Raw genomic sequence first — 15302 nt, 5'->3', positions numbered from 1 at the left:
CGCCATCCCCCCACCCGCGCCGGTCGGCGCGGACTGCCGAGTGTGACGCGGGTCACTCACCGCCGCAGGCGGCGCTCCCGACCCGTCACCGGGGCCCGGCACGTTGACACGTAGCGTCGCCGGTCGTGCTCGTGCTGCTCCCGCCCTCGGAGACCAAGTCCCCGGACGGCGACGGCGCCCCGCTCGACCTCGCCGCCCTCTCCACACCGGAGCTCACGCCGGTCCGCGCACGGCTGGTCGAGGCGCTCGTCCGGCTCGCCGCCGACCCGCCGGCCGCCCGGACGGCGCTGGGCCTGTCCCCCGGCCAGGACGCCGAGCTGGCGCGCAACGCCGCGCTGCGCACCAGCCCGACGACGCCCGCGGTCGAGCGCTACACCGGCGTCCTCTACGACGCGCTCGACGTCCGGAGCCTCTCCCGCGCGCAGCGCGCCCGCGCCGACCGGCGGCTGGCCGTCGGCTCGGCGCTGTTCGGGCTGGCGCGGGCCACCGACGCCGTCCCGGCGTACCGGCTGTCCGCGGGCTCGGCCCTCCCCGGCCTGCCCACGCTGCGCGCGCTGTGGCGCCCGGTGCTCGGCCCGGTCCTCGCGGCCTCCGGCGAGCTCGTCGTCGACCTGCGCAGCGGGGCCTACCAGGCGCTGGCGCCCGTCCCGGGTGCGGTGACCGTCGACGTCCTCAGCGAGCGCCCCGACGGCAGCCGGAGCGTGGTGAGCCACGCGAACAAGGCCCACAAGGGGCGGGTGGCCCGGCTGCTCGCGACCACGACGGCCGAGCCGGACGACATCGTCCGCGTGCGGGCCCTCCTCCGGCGTGCCGGGTTGCACGTGGAACACGACGGGGCGACCGCGCTCACGCTGGTGCTCCGAGCGGCCTGACGGGGCCGACCGGGCCGGCCACCGGCGCCGGTGTGATCGTGGTCCCTGTCGACCGCGATCGACGTCGCTTACGCTGTACACGGCGCCCGGACCCAGCACCGGCCGGGGTGTCGCTGCACAGGAGTCGGCCGTCGGCCGGGCGAAGGGGTTCGGTGGACGACACGTCTGGGCTCCCCCGGGAGCCGCGGGTCGCCGGTCCCCGCGCCGCCGCGGAGCTGCTCCAGGCCGACCGTCCGCGCGCCCGCGCCGCCCGCCGGCTGCGGCTGCGCGACGCCAGCGTCGTCCTCGACCGCCTCGCCGAGCTCGCCGCCCGGCTGGTCGGCGCACCGATCGCCCAGATCTCCCTGCTCGACGACGTCGAGGTCGTCGTCGCCGGCACCGGCCTGCCCCCGGGCACCGTGGGCCGGGAGGGCCCGCTCGACGCCACCGCCTGCGCGGTGCCCGCCGCCGAGGGCGCGCCGGTCGTCGTCCCCGACGTCCACGCCGAGCCCCGGGCCGCCGAGCTGCCGCAGGTCCGGGCCGGACTCGTCGGCGCCTACCTCGGCGTGCCGCTCGTCGACACCGCCGGTCACACGGTGGGGGTCCTCTGCGTCGCCGCGCCCACGCCCCGGCCCTGGTCCGACGACGACCTCGCCACCCTGCGCCAGCTCGCCGCGGCCGCCGTCAGCGAGCTGGAACTGGCGGCGCTGCGCGCCGAGTACGAGAGCGACCGCGTGCGCTGGGGCCTGGCCGTCGACGCCGCCGGGATCGGGACCTTCGACTGGGACCTGCACACCGGCGAGCTGACCTGGGACGCCCGGCTGATCGAGATGTTCGGGTACGCCGGCGGCGACTTCGGCGGCACCATCGACGACTTCAACGCCCGCCTGCACCCCGACGACCTGCCCCGGGTGACCGACGCCCTGCAGGCCAGCATCGCCTCCTGCGGTGACTACGAGGCCGAGTACCGCGTCGTCTGGCCGACCGGGGACACCCGCTGGGTACAGGCCCGCGGGCGCACGCTGGCCGACGAGAACGGCGCGGCCACCCGGGTGCTGGGCGCCGCCTACGACACCACCGCCGAGCGCGCCGCCGGCATGCGGGTCACCCGCGTGCTCGAGGCCATGCCGGCCGGCTTCTACTCCCTCGACCGCGAGTGGCGGTTCACGCACGTCAACGCCGAGGCCGAGCGCCTGCTGGGCCGCAGCCGCGACGAGCTGCTCGGCCAGGAGCTGTGGACGGCCTTCCCGGCCGCGGTGAACAGCGCCTTCGAGGAGAGCTACCGCACCGCCGTCCGCACCGGCACCCCGGTGCACTTCGACGCGCACTACCCCGCGCCGCTCGACGGCTGGTACGAGCTGCGCGCCTGGCCCAGCCCCGAGGGCCTGTCGGTCTACTTCCTCGAGGTCACCGAGCGCCGACGCGTGCAGGACCGGGCCGAGCGCGCCGCGCAGCGGCTGGCGCTGCTGGCCCAGGTCAGCGCCGAGCTCGCCGGCGCCCTGGACGCCCAGACGGCCACCGCCCACCTGCCGCGCCTGGTGGTCCCGGCCCTGGCCGACTGGTGCATCGTCACGGTCGTCGACCCCGACGGGCGCCCGCGCGACGTCGGGCACTGGCACGCCGTCCCCTCGTCCCGGGCCCTGGTCGAGCGCTACGCCGCGGTCCGCCTCGACGCCATGCCGGCCACCGCGCCGCTCATGCGCGCCCTGCTCACCGGCGAGCCGGTCGTGGAGCGCAGCGGGGCCGTGCGCGCCGTGCTGGCCGAGGGCGAGGCCGGCGACCTGCTGGCCGCGCTGGACCCCGAGTCGGCGATCTCCCTCCCGCTGCGCGGCCGCGACCGCACCCTCGGCGTGATGACGCTGTACTTCCGCCGCGGCTGGACGCCGCGCGACGAGGACCTCGCCACCGCCCAGGACGTCGCCGACCGCGCCGGCCTGGCGCTGGACAACGCCCGCCTCTACGGGCAGCAGCGCGCGCTCGCCGAGGGGCTGCAGCGCAGCCTGCTCACCGAGCCGCCGGAGCCCGACCACGCCGAGATCGCCGTCCGCTACCTGCCGGCCGCCGAGGCCGCCCGGGTCGGCGGCGACTGGTACGACGCGTTCCTCCAGCCGGGCGGGGCGACGATGCTCGTCATCGGCGACGTCGTCGGCCACGACACCGAGGCCGCGGCGGCCATGGGGCAGCTGCGCGCGCTGCTGCGCGGCATCGCCACCTACAGCGACGCCGGCCCCGGTGAGGTGCTGCGCGGCCTGGACGCCTCGATGGCCGTGCTGCAGACCCGGGTGCTGGCCACGGCCACCGTCGCCCGCTTCGAGCAGACCGACGACGAGCGCCGGCGGGGCGTCACGCGCATGCGCTGGGCCAACGCCGGGCACCTGCCGCCGCTGGTCATCAACCCCGACGGCAGCGTGGCCGAGCTCGCCACCTGGCGCGGCGACCTGCTGCTCGGCGTCGACCCCGGCGCGCTCCGCGAGGAGTCGGTGGTCACCCTCGACCGGGGCGCCACCGTGCTGCTGTTCACCGACGGGCTCATCGAGCGCCGCGACGCCGACCTCGACGCCGGCATGGCCCGGCTGCGGGAGGCGCTGCGCGAGCTGGCCGGCCGGCCGCTGCGGGAGCTGCTCGACGAGGTGCTGCACCGGCTGGTCGACGGCCGCCCCGAGGACGACGTCGCACTGGTGGCGGTGCGGCTGCACCCCCAGGACGTCCCCCGCCCGTCCGAGGCCGGCCCCAACCGGATCCCGGACGTCGTCCCGGAGGAGCCGGACCTCTAGGGAGCGGGTCCGCTACGGGCGGGGCCGCTCCCGGCGGACGGTCACCTTCCGGCCCTTGATCGTGCTGGCCCGCAGCGCGGTGATGACCTCCTCCGCGGCACCCGCGGGCACCTCGACCAGGCTGAACCGCTCGGCGATCTCGATGGAGCCCACGTCACGGCCGCGCAGCTCGGTCTCCCCCGCGATGGCACCGACCAGGTCGCCGGGGCGCACCCCGGCGCTGCGGCCGGCGCCGATGAACAGCCGCGCGGTGTCGCCGCCGCCCGACCGCGGCCGCGACGGCCGGCCCCGGTCGCCGCGGTCGCCGTCGCGCTGGGGGCGCTCGGGCCGCAGGGTGACCTCGGGGATCTCCTCGTCGTCGTCGGGGCCGTTGGTGGCCTCGTGCGCGAGCTTGACCGCCGCCAGCGCCACCTCCACGACGTCGAACTCGTCGGTGAGCGTCTCGACGACGGCCCGGAAGCGCTCGAGGTCGTCGCCCAGCAGGCTCTCCCGCAGCGCCGCGCGGGTCAGCTCCAGCCGGCGGGCGCGCAGGTCGGCGACCGTGGGCACCCGCTCCACGTGGATCGGCGCCCCGGTGACGCGCTCGATCGTCTTGAGCATCCGGTGTGCCCGCGGCTCCACCAGCGTGATGGCCACGCCCTCGCGCCCGGCCCGGCCGACCCGGCCGATGCGGTGCACGTAGGTCTCCGCCGCGGCCGGCACGTCGTAGTTGACGACGTGGGTGAGCTGCTCGACGTCGAGGCCGCGGGCGGCGACGTCGGTGGCCACGAGCAGCTCCGCGGTGCCGCCGCGGAGCCGGCCCATGACGCGGTCCCGCTGCTCCTGGCTCATGCCACCGTGCAGGGCCTCGGCGCGGTAGCCGCGGCCGTTCAGCGTCTCGGTGAGGTCGTCGACCTCGTCGCGGGTGCGGCAGAAGACGATGGCCGCCGTCGGGCTCTCGACGTCGAGCACCCGGCCCAGCGCCGCGGCCTTGGCCGCCCGGGCGACGACGAACGCGGTCTGCCGGACCCGCGGTGCCTCGCCCTCGGTGGGCACCTCGCGGGCGACCTGGATGCGGAGCGGGTCGCGCAGGTGGCGGCGGGCCATGCTGTCGAGCCGGCGCGGCATCGTGGCGCTGAACAGCACCGTCTGCCGCTCCTCGGGCACCTCGGCCAGCAGCGCCTCGAGGTCCTCGGCGAAGCCCATGTCGAGCATCTCGTCGGCCTCGTCGAGCACCACCGTGGCGACGCCGCCCAGGTGCAGGCTGCCGCGCTGCAGCAGGTCCAGCGCCCGCCCGGGAGTGGCGACGACGACGTCGACGCCGGCCTCCAGCGCCCGCAGCTGGCGCGGGATCGGCTGGCCGCCGTAGACCGGCACCACGCGGGCGCCGAGGTCGCGGCCGTAGCGGTGCAGCGCCTCCGACACCTGGATGGCCAGCTCGCGGGTGGGGACGAGCACCAGTGCGAGCGGGTCGCCGCCGGGCCGCTCGTCGGGCAGCCGCTGCAGCACCGGCAGCGCGTAGGCCGCCGTCTTGCCGGTGCCGGTGGCGGCCTGGCCGAGCAGGTCGCGCCCGGCGACCATCGGCGGGACGGCCTCGCGCTGGATGGGGGTGGGCTCCTCGTAGCCGAGCCGCGTCAGCGCCGCCAGCAGCTCGGGGCGCAGACCGAGGTCGGCGAAGGTGGCCGTCTCGTCCTGCTCGTCGGCCAGCTGCCGGTTCGTGTCGCCGTCCACCCGCACAGTGTCGGCCACCGCCGGTGCCCCGGCCCGTGGCACCCTCCCCCGGTGACCACAGGAGCCGCCGCCGCCGCGCCCGACGCCGACCTCTGCCTGCGCCCGGCCACCGAGCTGGCCGCGATGGTGCGCGCGAGGGAGGTCTCCGCGCGGGAGCTGCTCGAGGCGCACCTGGCCCGCATCGAGCGGATCGACCCGCAGCTCAACGCCATCGTGACCCTCGACGCCGAGGGCGCCCGCGCCGCGGCCGACGCCGCCGACGCCGCGCTCGCCGCCGGGGAGCGGCTCGGTCCGCTGCACGGTCTCCCGGTGGCGCACAAGGACACCCACGCCACCGGCGGCATGCGCACGACGTGGGGCTCGCCCCTGCACGCCGACACGGTCCCGGCGCGCGACGAGCTCGTCGTCGAGCGGCTGCGCCTCGCGGGGGCGGTGCGGGTGGGCAAGACGAACGTGCCGGAGTTCGCGGCCGGCTCGCACACCTTCAACCCGCTCTTCGGCGCCACCCACAACCCGTGGCGGCACGGGCTGTCGGCGGGCGGCTCCAGCGGCGGGGCGGCGGCGGCGCTCGCCGCCGGGCTGGTGCCGGTGGCCGAGGGCAGCGACATGGGCGGCTCGCTGCGCAACCCCGCGGCCTTCTGCGGCGTCGTCGGGCTGCGGCCCTCGCCCGGGCGGGTGCCGACGTGGCCGGCCGGCCTGGGCTGGGCGACGCTGTCGGTGCAGGGGCCGATGGGCCGCACCGTCGGCGACGTCGCCCTGACGCTGTCGGCGATCGCCGGTCCCGACCCGCGGGTGCCGATCGCGCTGTCCGAGGACGGCGCCTCCTTCGCCTCCCCGCGCCCGGCCGACCTGCGCGGCCTGCGGGTGGCCTGGGCGCCCGACCTCGGCGGGCTGGTGCCGGTCGAGCCGGTGGTCACCCAGGTGCTCGCCGGGGTGCTGCCGCGGCTGGAGGCCGAGGGCGCCGTCGTCGAGGAGGCCTGCCCCGACCTGCGCGAGGCCGACGAGGTCTTCGGCACGCTGCGGGCGTGGCTGTTCGAGGCCACCTTCGGCGACGTCGTCCGCCGCTCGCCGGAGAAGGTGAAGGAGGCCATCCGCCGCAACGCCGCCCGCGGCGCGGCCCTCAGCGGCGCCGACGTCGCCCGCGCGGAGCTGGCCCACACCCGGCTGCACGAGCGGGTGGTCGGGTTCTTCGACCGCTACGACGTGCTGCTCGCGCCGACCACCCAGGTGCTGCCCTTCCCGGTGGAGCAGGAGTACCCGACGGAGGTGGCGGGGGTGCCACAGGAGGACTACCTGGGCTGGATGCGCTCGTGCACGCTCGTCTCGGCCACCGGGTGCCCCGCGCTCTCGCTGCCCGGCGGCCACACCGGCGACGGCCTGCCGGTGGGGCTGCAGGTGATCACCGCCCCACGCGCCGACCTGCGCCTGCTGGAGGTCGCCGCGGCGATCGAGCAGGTCACCGGACCGGCCCGCCGCCCGCCGCTCTGACGCCGTCTGCGGCTCTCTAGCTCTGTTGCTAGAGAGCCGCAGACGAGGTCAGCGAACCCGGGTCACGCGCGGCGGCGGCGGGGCGACGGGGACGTCGGAGGACTCCTCCAGCACGTCGGCGGCCGACCCGACGATCAGCGGGTCGGGGTCGCCGACGACGTCGCAGTCCTTGCCGTCGTAGTCCAGCCGGCAGAGCACGTGCCGCATCGCCTCGAGGCGGGCGCGCTTCTTGTCGTTGCTCTTGATGACCGTCCACGGCGCGTGCTGGGTGTCGGTGTGGAGGAACATCGCCTCCTTGGCCTCGGTGTAGGCGTCCCACTTGTCGAGGCTGGCCAGGTCGGTGGGCGAGAGCTTCCACTGCCGCACGGGGTCGATCTGGCGGACGACGAAGCGGGTCCGCTGCTCCCCGCGGGAGACCGAGAACCACAGCTTGAACAGCCGGATGCCGCTGGCCACGAACATCCGCTCCAGCTCGGGGGCCTGCAGCAGGAACTGCTGGTACTGCTCCTCGGTGCAGTAGCCCATCACGCGCTCGACGCCGGCGCGGTTGTACCAGGAGCGGTCGAACAGCACGATCTCCCCGGCGGCGGGCAGGTGCTGCACGTACCGCTGGAAGTACCACTGGGTCTGCTCGCGCTCCGAGGGCTTGTCCAGCGCGACCACGCGGGCACCGCGCGGGTTCAGGTGCTCGGTGAAGCGCTTGATCGTGCCGCCCTTGCCCGCGGCGTCGCGCCCCTCGAAGACGATGACCAGCCGCTGGCCGGTGTCCTTCACCCAGCCCTGCAGCTTGAGCAGCTCGATCTGCAGGCGGCGCTTCTCGATCTCGTACTCCCGGCGCTCCATGCGCTCGGTGTAGGGATAGCCCTCGCGCCACGTCTCGACCAGCGCGCCGTCGGGACCGAAGAGCTGGCGGTCGTCGTCCCAGTCCTCGTCGCTGTTCTCGTCGGGCAGGGCGTTGAGCCGCCAGCGGCTCAGGTCGAGGACCTCGGCCTCCCGCGGCGGCTCGGTGGTGGTGCGGGACGGTTCCCCGTCGAACGTCGCGGCGTCCTCGCGGTGGGCGAGCGTGTCGGGCTGCACGGGGTCCCCCTCCGGGCGGGTCACGGGCGGGGTCGTCCGTACCCCTCCTGCGGCCGGACAGTCCCGGGGGAGCCCGGGACCGGCGCGCCGGACTCCAGCACGTGCGCGACCGCGTACTCGGCGAGTGCCGCCAGGGCCCGCGCGTCGTGCCCCGGTTGCAGCGCCGACAGCAGGTGGACCTCCAGGACGCCGCTGCCGGCCGGGCGGACGGCGACCGGGCACACGGCGGCCTGCGCGTCGACGGCGGGGGCGAGCGCGCGGACCCGGAACCGGCCGGGGTCGTCCGGGGTCGCGCCCTCCCCGGGGGAGGCGGTGACCGTGGCGCCCGCGCGCAGCAGCGCGGTGACCCGGCCGCGCACGGCGCCGCTGCCGTCGTCGACCAGCAGCCCGCCGCGGCGGGCCAGCACGCGCAGCAGCGGCCGGGCGGCCAGCGCGGCGTCGACCACGGGCGTGCCCGGGACGACCGTGGCCAGGGCGAGCACGTCGGCCCAGCCGGAGGCGTTGGCCACCACCAGCCGCGGCCCGCGCGGCCAGGCGACCGGCGGGTTGACGACCCGCACGCGCAGGCCCCGGGCCAGGAGCAGCTCGGCGGCGGTGCACACGCGCAACCGCTGCTGCCGGCGGTCCCCGCCCCAGGTCGCGGTGGCGGCGCGGACGGCGGTCCGGGCGAGGACGGGGGTCATCCCGCCGCGGTTGGGGGTGCGGCTGGGGGTGCGGACGGGGGTCGGCGTGCCGGAGTCCATCGGTCCTCCCGGGAGCGGGACGAGGTGTCCGCACGCCAGGGTCGCGGGCACGGGTGTCCGCCGGATGACGGCCGCACGGAGACCGCGGGTCGATCGGGGAACCGGTCCGCACGTGCCGGGGCCCGGGACCGGCGGTCGCCGGCCCCGGGCCCCGGGGAGCGCCGTCAGTCGAAGAGCACCGCGGACACGACGTCGTGCAGGTGGGTGTTCGGGTAGTAGCCGGTCAGCTCCTCGCTCCCCGGACCCTCCGCGGTGACGACGGTCGGGACGCCGGTGTGCGAGGTCGTCGTCCAGTCGAGGGCGAAGTCGTAGGCGCCCCCGGTGCCGGCGACGTCGAACGGGCCGTCCTCGCCGGACTCGGTGTCACCGGTCAGGGACGGGTCCAGGGTGCCGCCGGGGCCGCTCTCGTCCTCGGGGTCGACGTCCTCGATGGTCAGCCCGCCGCACTCGTGGTCGCCGGTGACGATCAGCAGCGTGTCGGGGTGCGCGGCCACGTAGGCCCGGGCCACCTCGACGGCGTCGTCGAGGGAGCGCATGGCCTCCAGCATCCGGGTGCCGTTGTTGTTGTGGCTCATCTCGTCCACGGCCTCCTCCTCGACGAGGAGGAAGAACCCGTCCTCGTCCTGGGAGAGCACCTCGAGGGCCCGGGTGGTCATGTCGGCGAGCGAGACGACCGGGTCGAACTCGTCGCCCTCGCCCTCGGGCCGCTGCTGGAACATCTCCTCGTTGGCGAACAGCCCGAGCAGCAGGCCGGAGTCGGCGGCGGCGAACTCCTCGGCGGTGCTGACGTACTCGTAGCCGAGGCCCTCGGCCCGCGCGACGAGGTCGCCCTGCGTGCTGCGGGACACCTCCGGGTCCTCGGCGTCACCGGCCCGGGGCGGGTAGGTGCCCTCGTCCCCGGCGGGCAGCCACCAGTCCTCGCCGCCGCCGAGGATGACCTCCGGCCGGCTGACCTCCAGGTACTGGCGCGCGATGTCGTCCTGGGCGGCGCGGTCGGTGCTGTTGGCGAAGAACGCCGCCGGCGTGGCGTCGGTGACCTGCGCGGTGGTCACGATGCCGCCGGCCAGGCCCGCCTCCTCGGCCTGCTGGCCGAGCGTGGGCAGGGGGTCGCCGTCGACGTCGACGCTGATCGCGCCGTTGTAGGTCTTCACCCCGGTGGCCCAGGCCGACGCCGAGGCCGCGGAGTCGGTGACCGTGTCCTCGGGGTCGCGCGCGTCGGTGGTCTGCAGCCCGGCGATCGGCAGCGCGTCCATCGCCAGTTGCCCGTCGAAGCCCTCCTGGTCCAGGCGTCCGGCCTCGCGGTGGGTGGCGCCCATGCCGTCGCCGTTGACGAAGATGACGCTGCGCAGGTGCCCGTGGGCGCTGCCGTTCCCGTGCCCGTGCCCGCCGCCGTGCCCGCCGCCGTGCCCGGGCCCGCCGGCGAACGCCCCCGTGAGCGGGAGCAGCGCCAGCGAGCCGCCCGCCACCGCCACCACGGTGACCGTCCGCAGCCGTCCTGCCCTCGTCGTGGTCATGGCCGTCCTCTCGTCGGGGTCCCCGGTCCGGCCGGTGCCGCCCGGAGGTGCCCCCACCGTGCGGTGTGGCGCTCGTCACCATCCGGCGGCGACGGGGGTGCGTCCGCCGTGTCGCGGCCGGTCCGGGCAGCCCGTGACGGACCGGATCCTCACAGCGACCGTCCAGCCGCCTCCCAGGCACGGGGACCCCCCGGGGTCGGGGAGGCTCAGCGGCGGCGCAGGCCCCGCAGGGTCCGGACGGCGACCAGCAGCTCGGGCAGCTCGTGCCGGTCGCCGGCGGCGATGTCGGCGAGCTGGGCAGCCGCCCGGCGCTGCGCGGGCTCCCAGCCCTCCACCCAGGCGCCCACCAGCGAGGCGGCGTCCGCGGCGGGAGCCGGCTCCCGCCCGGTGAGCACCTCGACGGCGAGCTCGGCCTGCTCGGCGGCGAGGTCGTCGCGCAGCGCGGCGCGCGCCATCGACGGCCAGCGGCGGTCCCGGGGCAGCGCGGTGACCAGCTCGCGCAGCGGCACCAACGACAGCCGCTCGGCCAGCTCCTGCGCCACGCGCCCGGCCAGCTCGATCGGCGCGCCGGTCCGCTCGGCGACGACGGCGAGGTCCAGCGCCGCCGGCAGCAGCGGCGCGGCCGCGACCTCCCCCGCCAGCCCCGCGGGCACGCCGGCGGCCTGCAGCCGCCGTGCCCGCTCGGCGTACGCGACGGCCTCGTGGCCGAGCAGCCAGTCCGGCAGGCCGGTCCGCACCGCGGCCACCGGCGCGGCGAACCGGTCGGTCACGGCGGTGATCCCGGCCGCGGGCCGGCCGCCGAGCTCGGGCAGCCGCAGCAGCCAGCGCGTCGCCCGCTCGGCCAGCCGGGTCGCCTCGGTGCGCAGCTCCACCTGCACCGGCGCCGGCACCCGGTTGTCCAGCGGCCGGACGGCGTCCCACAGCCGGTCGACGTCGAACACCGCGCGGGCCACCGCGTGCGCCCGGACGACGGCGGCGAGGTCCAGGCCGGTCTCCTCCCCCAGCCGGAACAGGCCGGTGACGCCGGCGGTGTTCACCGACCGGTTGGTGAGCGCCGTGGCCACGATCTCCCGGCGCAGCGGGTGGGTGTCGACCGCCGCGGGGAAGCGCTCCCGCAGCGCGGCCGGGAAGTAGTCGCGCAGCAGCCGGGCCAGGGCGGGGTCGTCGGGCAGGTCGGAGTGCAGGACGGCGTCACCCACCTCGAGCTTGGCGTAGGCCAGCAGCACCGACAGCTCCGGGCTGGTCAGCGCCTGCCCGTCGCGCCGCCGCTGGGCCAGCGCCCGGTCGTCGGGCAGCGCCTCGACGGCCCGCACCAGCCGCCCCGAGCGCTCCAGCGCCCGGAGGAACCGCTCGTGCGCGTCGAGCAGGCTGCGCGAGGAGGTGACCTCCACGGCCAGCACCGCGTTCTGCGCGTGGTTGTCGCCGAGGACGGCGGCGGCGACCTCGTCGGTCATGTCGGCGAGCAGCGCGGCCCGGCCCCCGGCGTCGAGCTCCCCGGCGTCGACGACCCCGTTGAGCGCGATCTTGATGTTCACCTCGTGGTCGGAGGTGTCCACGCCCGCGGAGTTGTCGATGGCGTCGGTGTTCACCCGGCCGCCGGCGAGGGCGTACTCCACCCGCCCGCGCTGGGTCAGGCCGAGGTTGCCGCCCTCCCCCACCACCCGCACGCGCAGCTGTCCGCCGTCGACGCGGACGGCGTCGTTGGCCTTGTCCCCGACGTCGACGGAGCTCTCGGTCGCGGCCTTGACGTAGGTGCCGATGCCCCCGTTGAACAGCAGGTCCACCGGGGCGAGCAGGACCGCGCGGATCAGCTCGACCGGCGAGAGGGTGTCGACGTCGTCGCCGAGGCCGAGCGCGGCGCGCATCGGCTCGCTCACCGGCACCGCCTTCGCCGTCCGCGGCCAGACGCCGCCACCGGGGCTGATCAGCGCGGGGTCGTAGTCGGCCCACGACGAGCGCGGCAGGTCGAACAGCCGCCGGCGCTCGGCGAACGACGTCGCGGCGTCAGGCGTGGGGTCGACGAAGACGTGCCGGTGGTCGAAGGCGGCCACCAGGCGGATGTGCTCGGACAGCAGCATCCCGTTGCCGAAGACGTCGCCGGACATGTCGCCGACGCCGACGACGGTGAACTCCTGGCTCTGCACGTCGACGTCGAGCTCGCGGAAGTGGCGGGTCACCGACTCCCAGGCGCCGCGGGCGGTGATTCCCATGGCCTTGTGGTCGTAGCCGACCGAGCCGCCGGAGGCGAAGGCGTCGCCGAGCCAGAAGCCCCGCTCGAGCGCGACCGCGTTGGCCAGGTCGGAGAACGTCGCCGTCCCCTTGTCCGCGGCGACGACGAGGTAGGCGTCGTCGCCGTCGTGCCGGACCACCCGCGGCGGCGGCACGACCTCACCGCCGACCAGGTCGTCGGTCAACGACAACAGCGCGCCGATGAACAGCCGGTAGCAGGCCTGGCCCTCGGCCTGGACCTCCTCGCGGGTGGCCGGGAGGGCGGGATCGGCCGTCGCCGGGGGGTTGCGGACGACGAAGCCGCCCTTGGCGCCGGTGGGCACGATGACGGTGTTCTTGACCATCTGCGCCTTGACCAGGCCGAGCACCTCGGTGCGCAGGTCCTCGCGCCGGTCGGACCAGCGCAGCCCGCCGCGCGCGACCGCGCCGAAGCGCAGGTGCACGCCCATGACCCGCGGGGAGCTGACGAACACCTCCCGGGCCGGGCGCGGCTCGGGCAGGTCGGGGACGGCGTGCGGGTCGAGCTTCACCGCCAGCGGACCGCCCGCGTAGTAGGTGGTGCGCTGGGTGGCGAGGACGGCGGCCAGCAGGCTGGAGAGCACGCGGTCGGCGTCGAGGGTGTCCACCCGCCCGATCGCCTCGCGCAGCGACGCGGCGAGGTCCTCCTGCCGCCGCGCGCGGCCGGCCTCGCGGTCGGGTGAGAAGCGTGTCTCGAACAGCGCCACCAGCCGCGCCACGACGTCGGGGTGCGCGGCCAGCGTGGTCTCCACGTACCGCTGGCCGAAGGGCAGGCCGGCCTGGCGCAGCCACTGCACGTAGGCGCGGACCACCGTCACCTGCCGCCAGTTCAGCCCGGCCAGGAGCACCAGGGCGCCCAGGCCGTCGTCCTCGGCCTCCCCGCGCCACACGGCGGCGACCGCCTCGGTGAACCGCTCGGGCAGCGACCCGGGGAAGGGCAGCTCCCCGCCGGGGGCGGTGAGGCCGAAGTCGTAGATCCAGGCCGGCGGGGCGCCGATCCGGTCGATCTCGTAGGGCCGCTCGTCGACGACGTCGACACCCATGTGCTGCAGCACCGGCAGGACGTCGGAGAGCAGCAGCCGCTCCCCCACCCGGTAGACGGTCAGGCGCGGCTCGGCGGCCCCGGCCCCGCGCGGGCGGCGCAGCCGCAGGCCCAGCTCGCCGGGCCCCAGCGCGTCGAGGCGGGCGAGGTCCTCGACGGCCGTCGTCGCCGGGAAGTCGTCCTGGTAGGCGGCGGGGAAGGCGTCGGCGACCCGCGCGAGCACCTGCTCGGTGCCGTCGCCGTGGCGGGCGGCCAGGGCCTCGGCGAGGTCGTCGAACCAGCTGCGCGCGACGGCGGCGAGCTCCTGCTGCAGCGCGTCGGCGTCGACCTCGGGCAGCGCGGGCGCCCCGCCCCGGGCCACCGGCACCCGGACGACGAAGTGCAGCCGCGCCAGGACCGACTCGGTGGAGCGGGCGGTGAACTCGATGTCGCGCCCGCCGAGCCGGGACAGCAGCAGCTGCTGCATCGCCAGGCGGACCTCGGTCGTGTACCGGTCGCGGGGCAGGTAGACCAGCGCCGACCAGAACCGGCCGAAGGGGTCGCGGCGCAGGAACAGCCGGGTCTGGCGGCGCTCCTGCAGGTACAGCACGGCCAGCGCCACGGGCAGCAGCTCGCCGCCCGTCGCCTGGAACAGCTCGTCGCGCGGGAGGGTGTCCAGGACGTCGACCAGCGTCTTGCCGGTGTGGCTGTCGGCCGGGACGCCGGAGCCCTCCACCACCTCGGCGACGCGGCGGCGCACGAGCGGCACGTCGCGGACACCGGCGGCGGACGCCGCGGTGGGGAACAGCCCGACCAGCCGGTGCTGGCGGGCCGGGCGGCCGCCGGTCGCCGGCACGGTGACGGCGACCAGGTCCAGCCAGGCACGGCGGTGCACCGTCGAGCGGATGTCGGCCTTGGTGACGGTGACCAGCCAGGGACCGAGCGGGCCGGCCGCCTCGGGCAGCGCCGCCGCGGTGTCGCTGCGCAGCACGCCCAGTCCGGTGCCGGGGACGGCCCGCACGGTGTCGGTGATCTCGGCGTCACGGGCGCCGAGGAAGACGAAGTTGCCGTCGGCCAGCCAGCGCAGCAGCGCGGCGGCCTCCGCGGGGTCGTCGGCCGGGTCGGCGGCCTCGACGCCGCCCTGCTCCTCGAGCCGGGTGGCCAGCTCCAGGGCGCGGGCGGCGGTGCGCGGGGCGTCCTCGTCGACCGCGCGCACGTCGGCGAGGACGGTGCGCAGCCCGGTCACCAGGTCACCGGCGGCCTCGTCGCCGAGCGGGCCGTCCAGGACGACGGCCATCCAGGACTCGGCCAGCGCGTCGGGGCCGCAGTCGGCGGCGGCGGTGCCCGGGCTGTCGCAGAAGGCGCGCATCGCGCCGGACACGTCCCGGCGGACGACGACGACCGGGTGGACGACGTGCTGCAGGCCCGCGCCCTGGCGGACCACCTCGGCCGTCACCGAGTCGACGAGGAAGGGCATGTCGTCGGTGACGACGAGCAGCAGCCCGCGCCCGTCGGGGAGCCGCTCGACCACCACGGTGGCCGAGCCCTGCGGCCGGACGGCGGCCAGGCGCAGGTGGCGCAGCGCGAGCGCGGCGAGGTCGGCCGGCTCGTGCCCGAGGACCTCGGCGGCCGGCTCGCTCCAGTAGTAGCGCTGCAGCAGCGCCGGGAGGTCCGCGGTGCCGCAGCCGGCGGGCAGGCCCCCGTCGAGGCTGCCGGCCGCGGCGTCGGCCGCCTCGGCCAGCAGCGCCCGCTTGCGGTCGTTGGCCTCCTCGAGGGCGACCAGCCCGGGTGGGACCCCGTCCTCCGGTCGGCCGGGGACGACGGTGTCCACGCCGGTGGTGCTCATGTCCCCGACGCTAGTAGAAGGACCCCCTGCC

8 protein-coding genes are annotated in these 15302 nt (G+C 76.8%); 3 read left to right on the top strand and 5 right to left on the bottom strand.

The window, feature by feature from the left end:
- Positions 1–125: 125 nt before the first annotated feature.
- Complete coding sequence (gene yaaA / locus JD79_RS07050) at positions 126–872, top strand: peroxide stress protein YaaA (RefSeq protein ID WP_110004934.1); 747 nt, start codon at positions 126–128, stop codon at positions 870–872.
- Positions 873–1024: 152 nt separating this feature from the next.
- A complete protein-coding gene (locus JD79_RS07045; protein ID WP_110004933.1) occupies positions 1025–3625 on the top strand; it encodes a SpoIIE family protein phosphatase in 2601 nt (866 codons plus the stop codon).
- Between the two features lie 12 nt (positions 3626–3637).
- Here JD79_RS07045 and JD79_RS07040 read toward each other — a convergent pair whose 3' ends face one another.
- A complete protein-coding gene (locus JD79_RS07040) occupies positions 3638–5335 on the bottom strand; it encodes a DEAD/DEAH box helicase (RefSeq protein ID WP_245899867.1) in 1698 nt (565 codons plus the stop codon).
- Between the two features lie 51 nt (positions 5336–5386).
- On the opposite strand from JD79_RS07040, the gene JD79_RS07035 reads away from it, so the two are divergent.
- Complete coding sequence (locus tag JD79_RS07035; RefSeq protein WP_245899865.1) at positions 5387–6823, top strand: amidase; 1437 nt, start codon at positions 5387–5389, stop codon at positions 6821–6823.
- A gap of 48 nt (positions 6824–6871) precedes the next feature.
- On the opposite strand, the gene ppk2 is transcribed toward JD79_RS07035, so the two are convergent.
- From ppk2 to JD79_RS07015, 4 genes are all read right to left on the bottom strand, one after another.
- A complete protein-coding gene (ppk2, locus tag JD79_RS07030; protein WP_245899863.1) occupies positions 6872–7924 on the bottom strand; it encodes a polyphosphate kinase 2 in 1053 nt (350 codons plus the stop codon).
- On the bottom strand, positions 7921–8643 hold the full coding sequence (locus JD79_RS07025; protein WP_110004932.1) for a lysophospholipid acyltransferase family protein: 723 nt from the start codon (positions 8641–8643) through the stop codon (positions 7921–7923). The genes ppk2 and JD79_RS07025 overlap by 4 nt, the downstream gene beginning before the upstream one ends.
- A 164-nt stretch (positions 8644–8807) precedes the next feature.
- A complete protein-coding gene (locus JD79_RS07020) occupies positions 8808–10157 on the bottom strand; it encodes an alkaline phosphatase (protein ID WP_110004931.1) in 1350 nt (449 codons plus the stop codon).
- 206 nt (positions 10158–10363) lie between these two features.
- Positions 10364–15271 carry an NAD-glutamate dehydrogenase gene (locus tag JD79_RS07015; RefSeq protein ID WP_110004930.1) on the bottom strand — a complete coding sequence of 1636 codons (4908 nt, stop codon included), beginning with the start codon at positions 15269–15271 and terminating at the stop codon, positions 10364–10366.
- Between the last annotated feature and the right edge of the window lie 31 nt (positions 15272–15302).

The sequence above is a fragment of the Geodermatophilus normandii genome, from assembly GCF_003182485.1.
GTDB lineage: Bacteria > Actinomycetota > Actinomycetes > Mycobacteriales > Geodermatophilaceae > Geodermatophilus > Geodermatophilus normandii.
Note: the sequence above shows the minus strand (reverse complement) of the source record. Positions and strands in the feature narration are given on the sequence as shown.

Coding starts and splice junctions, on each gene's coding strand:
- JD79_RS07015 (WP_110004930.1), bottom strand. CDS start 15,271: ATGAGCACCACCGGCGTGGACACCGTCGTCCCCGGCCGACCGGAGGAC.
- JD79_RS07025 (WP_110004932.1), bottom strand. CDS start 8,643: ATGGACTCCGGCACGCCGACCCCCGTCCGCACCCCCAGCCGCACCCCC.
- JD79_RS07020 (WP_110004931.1), bottom strand. CDS start 10,157: ATGACCACGACGAGGGCAGGACGGCTGCGGACGGTCACCGTGGTGGCG.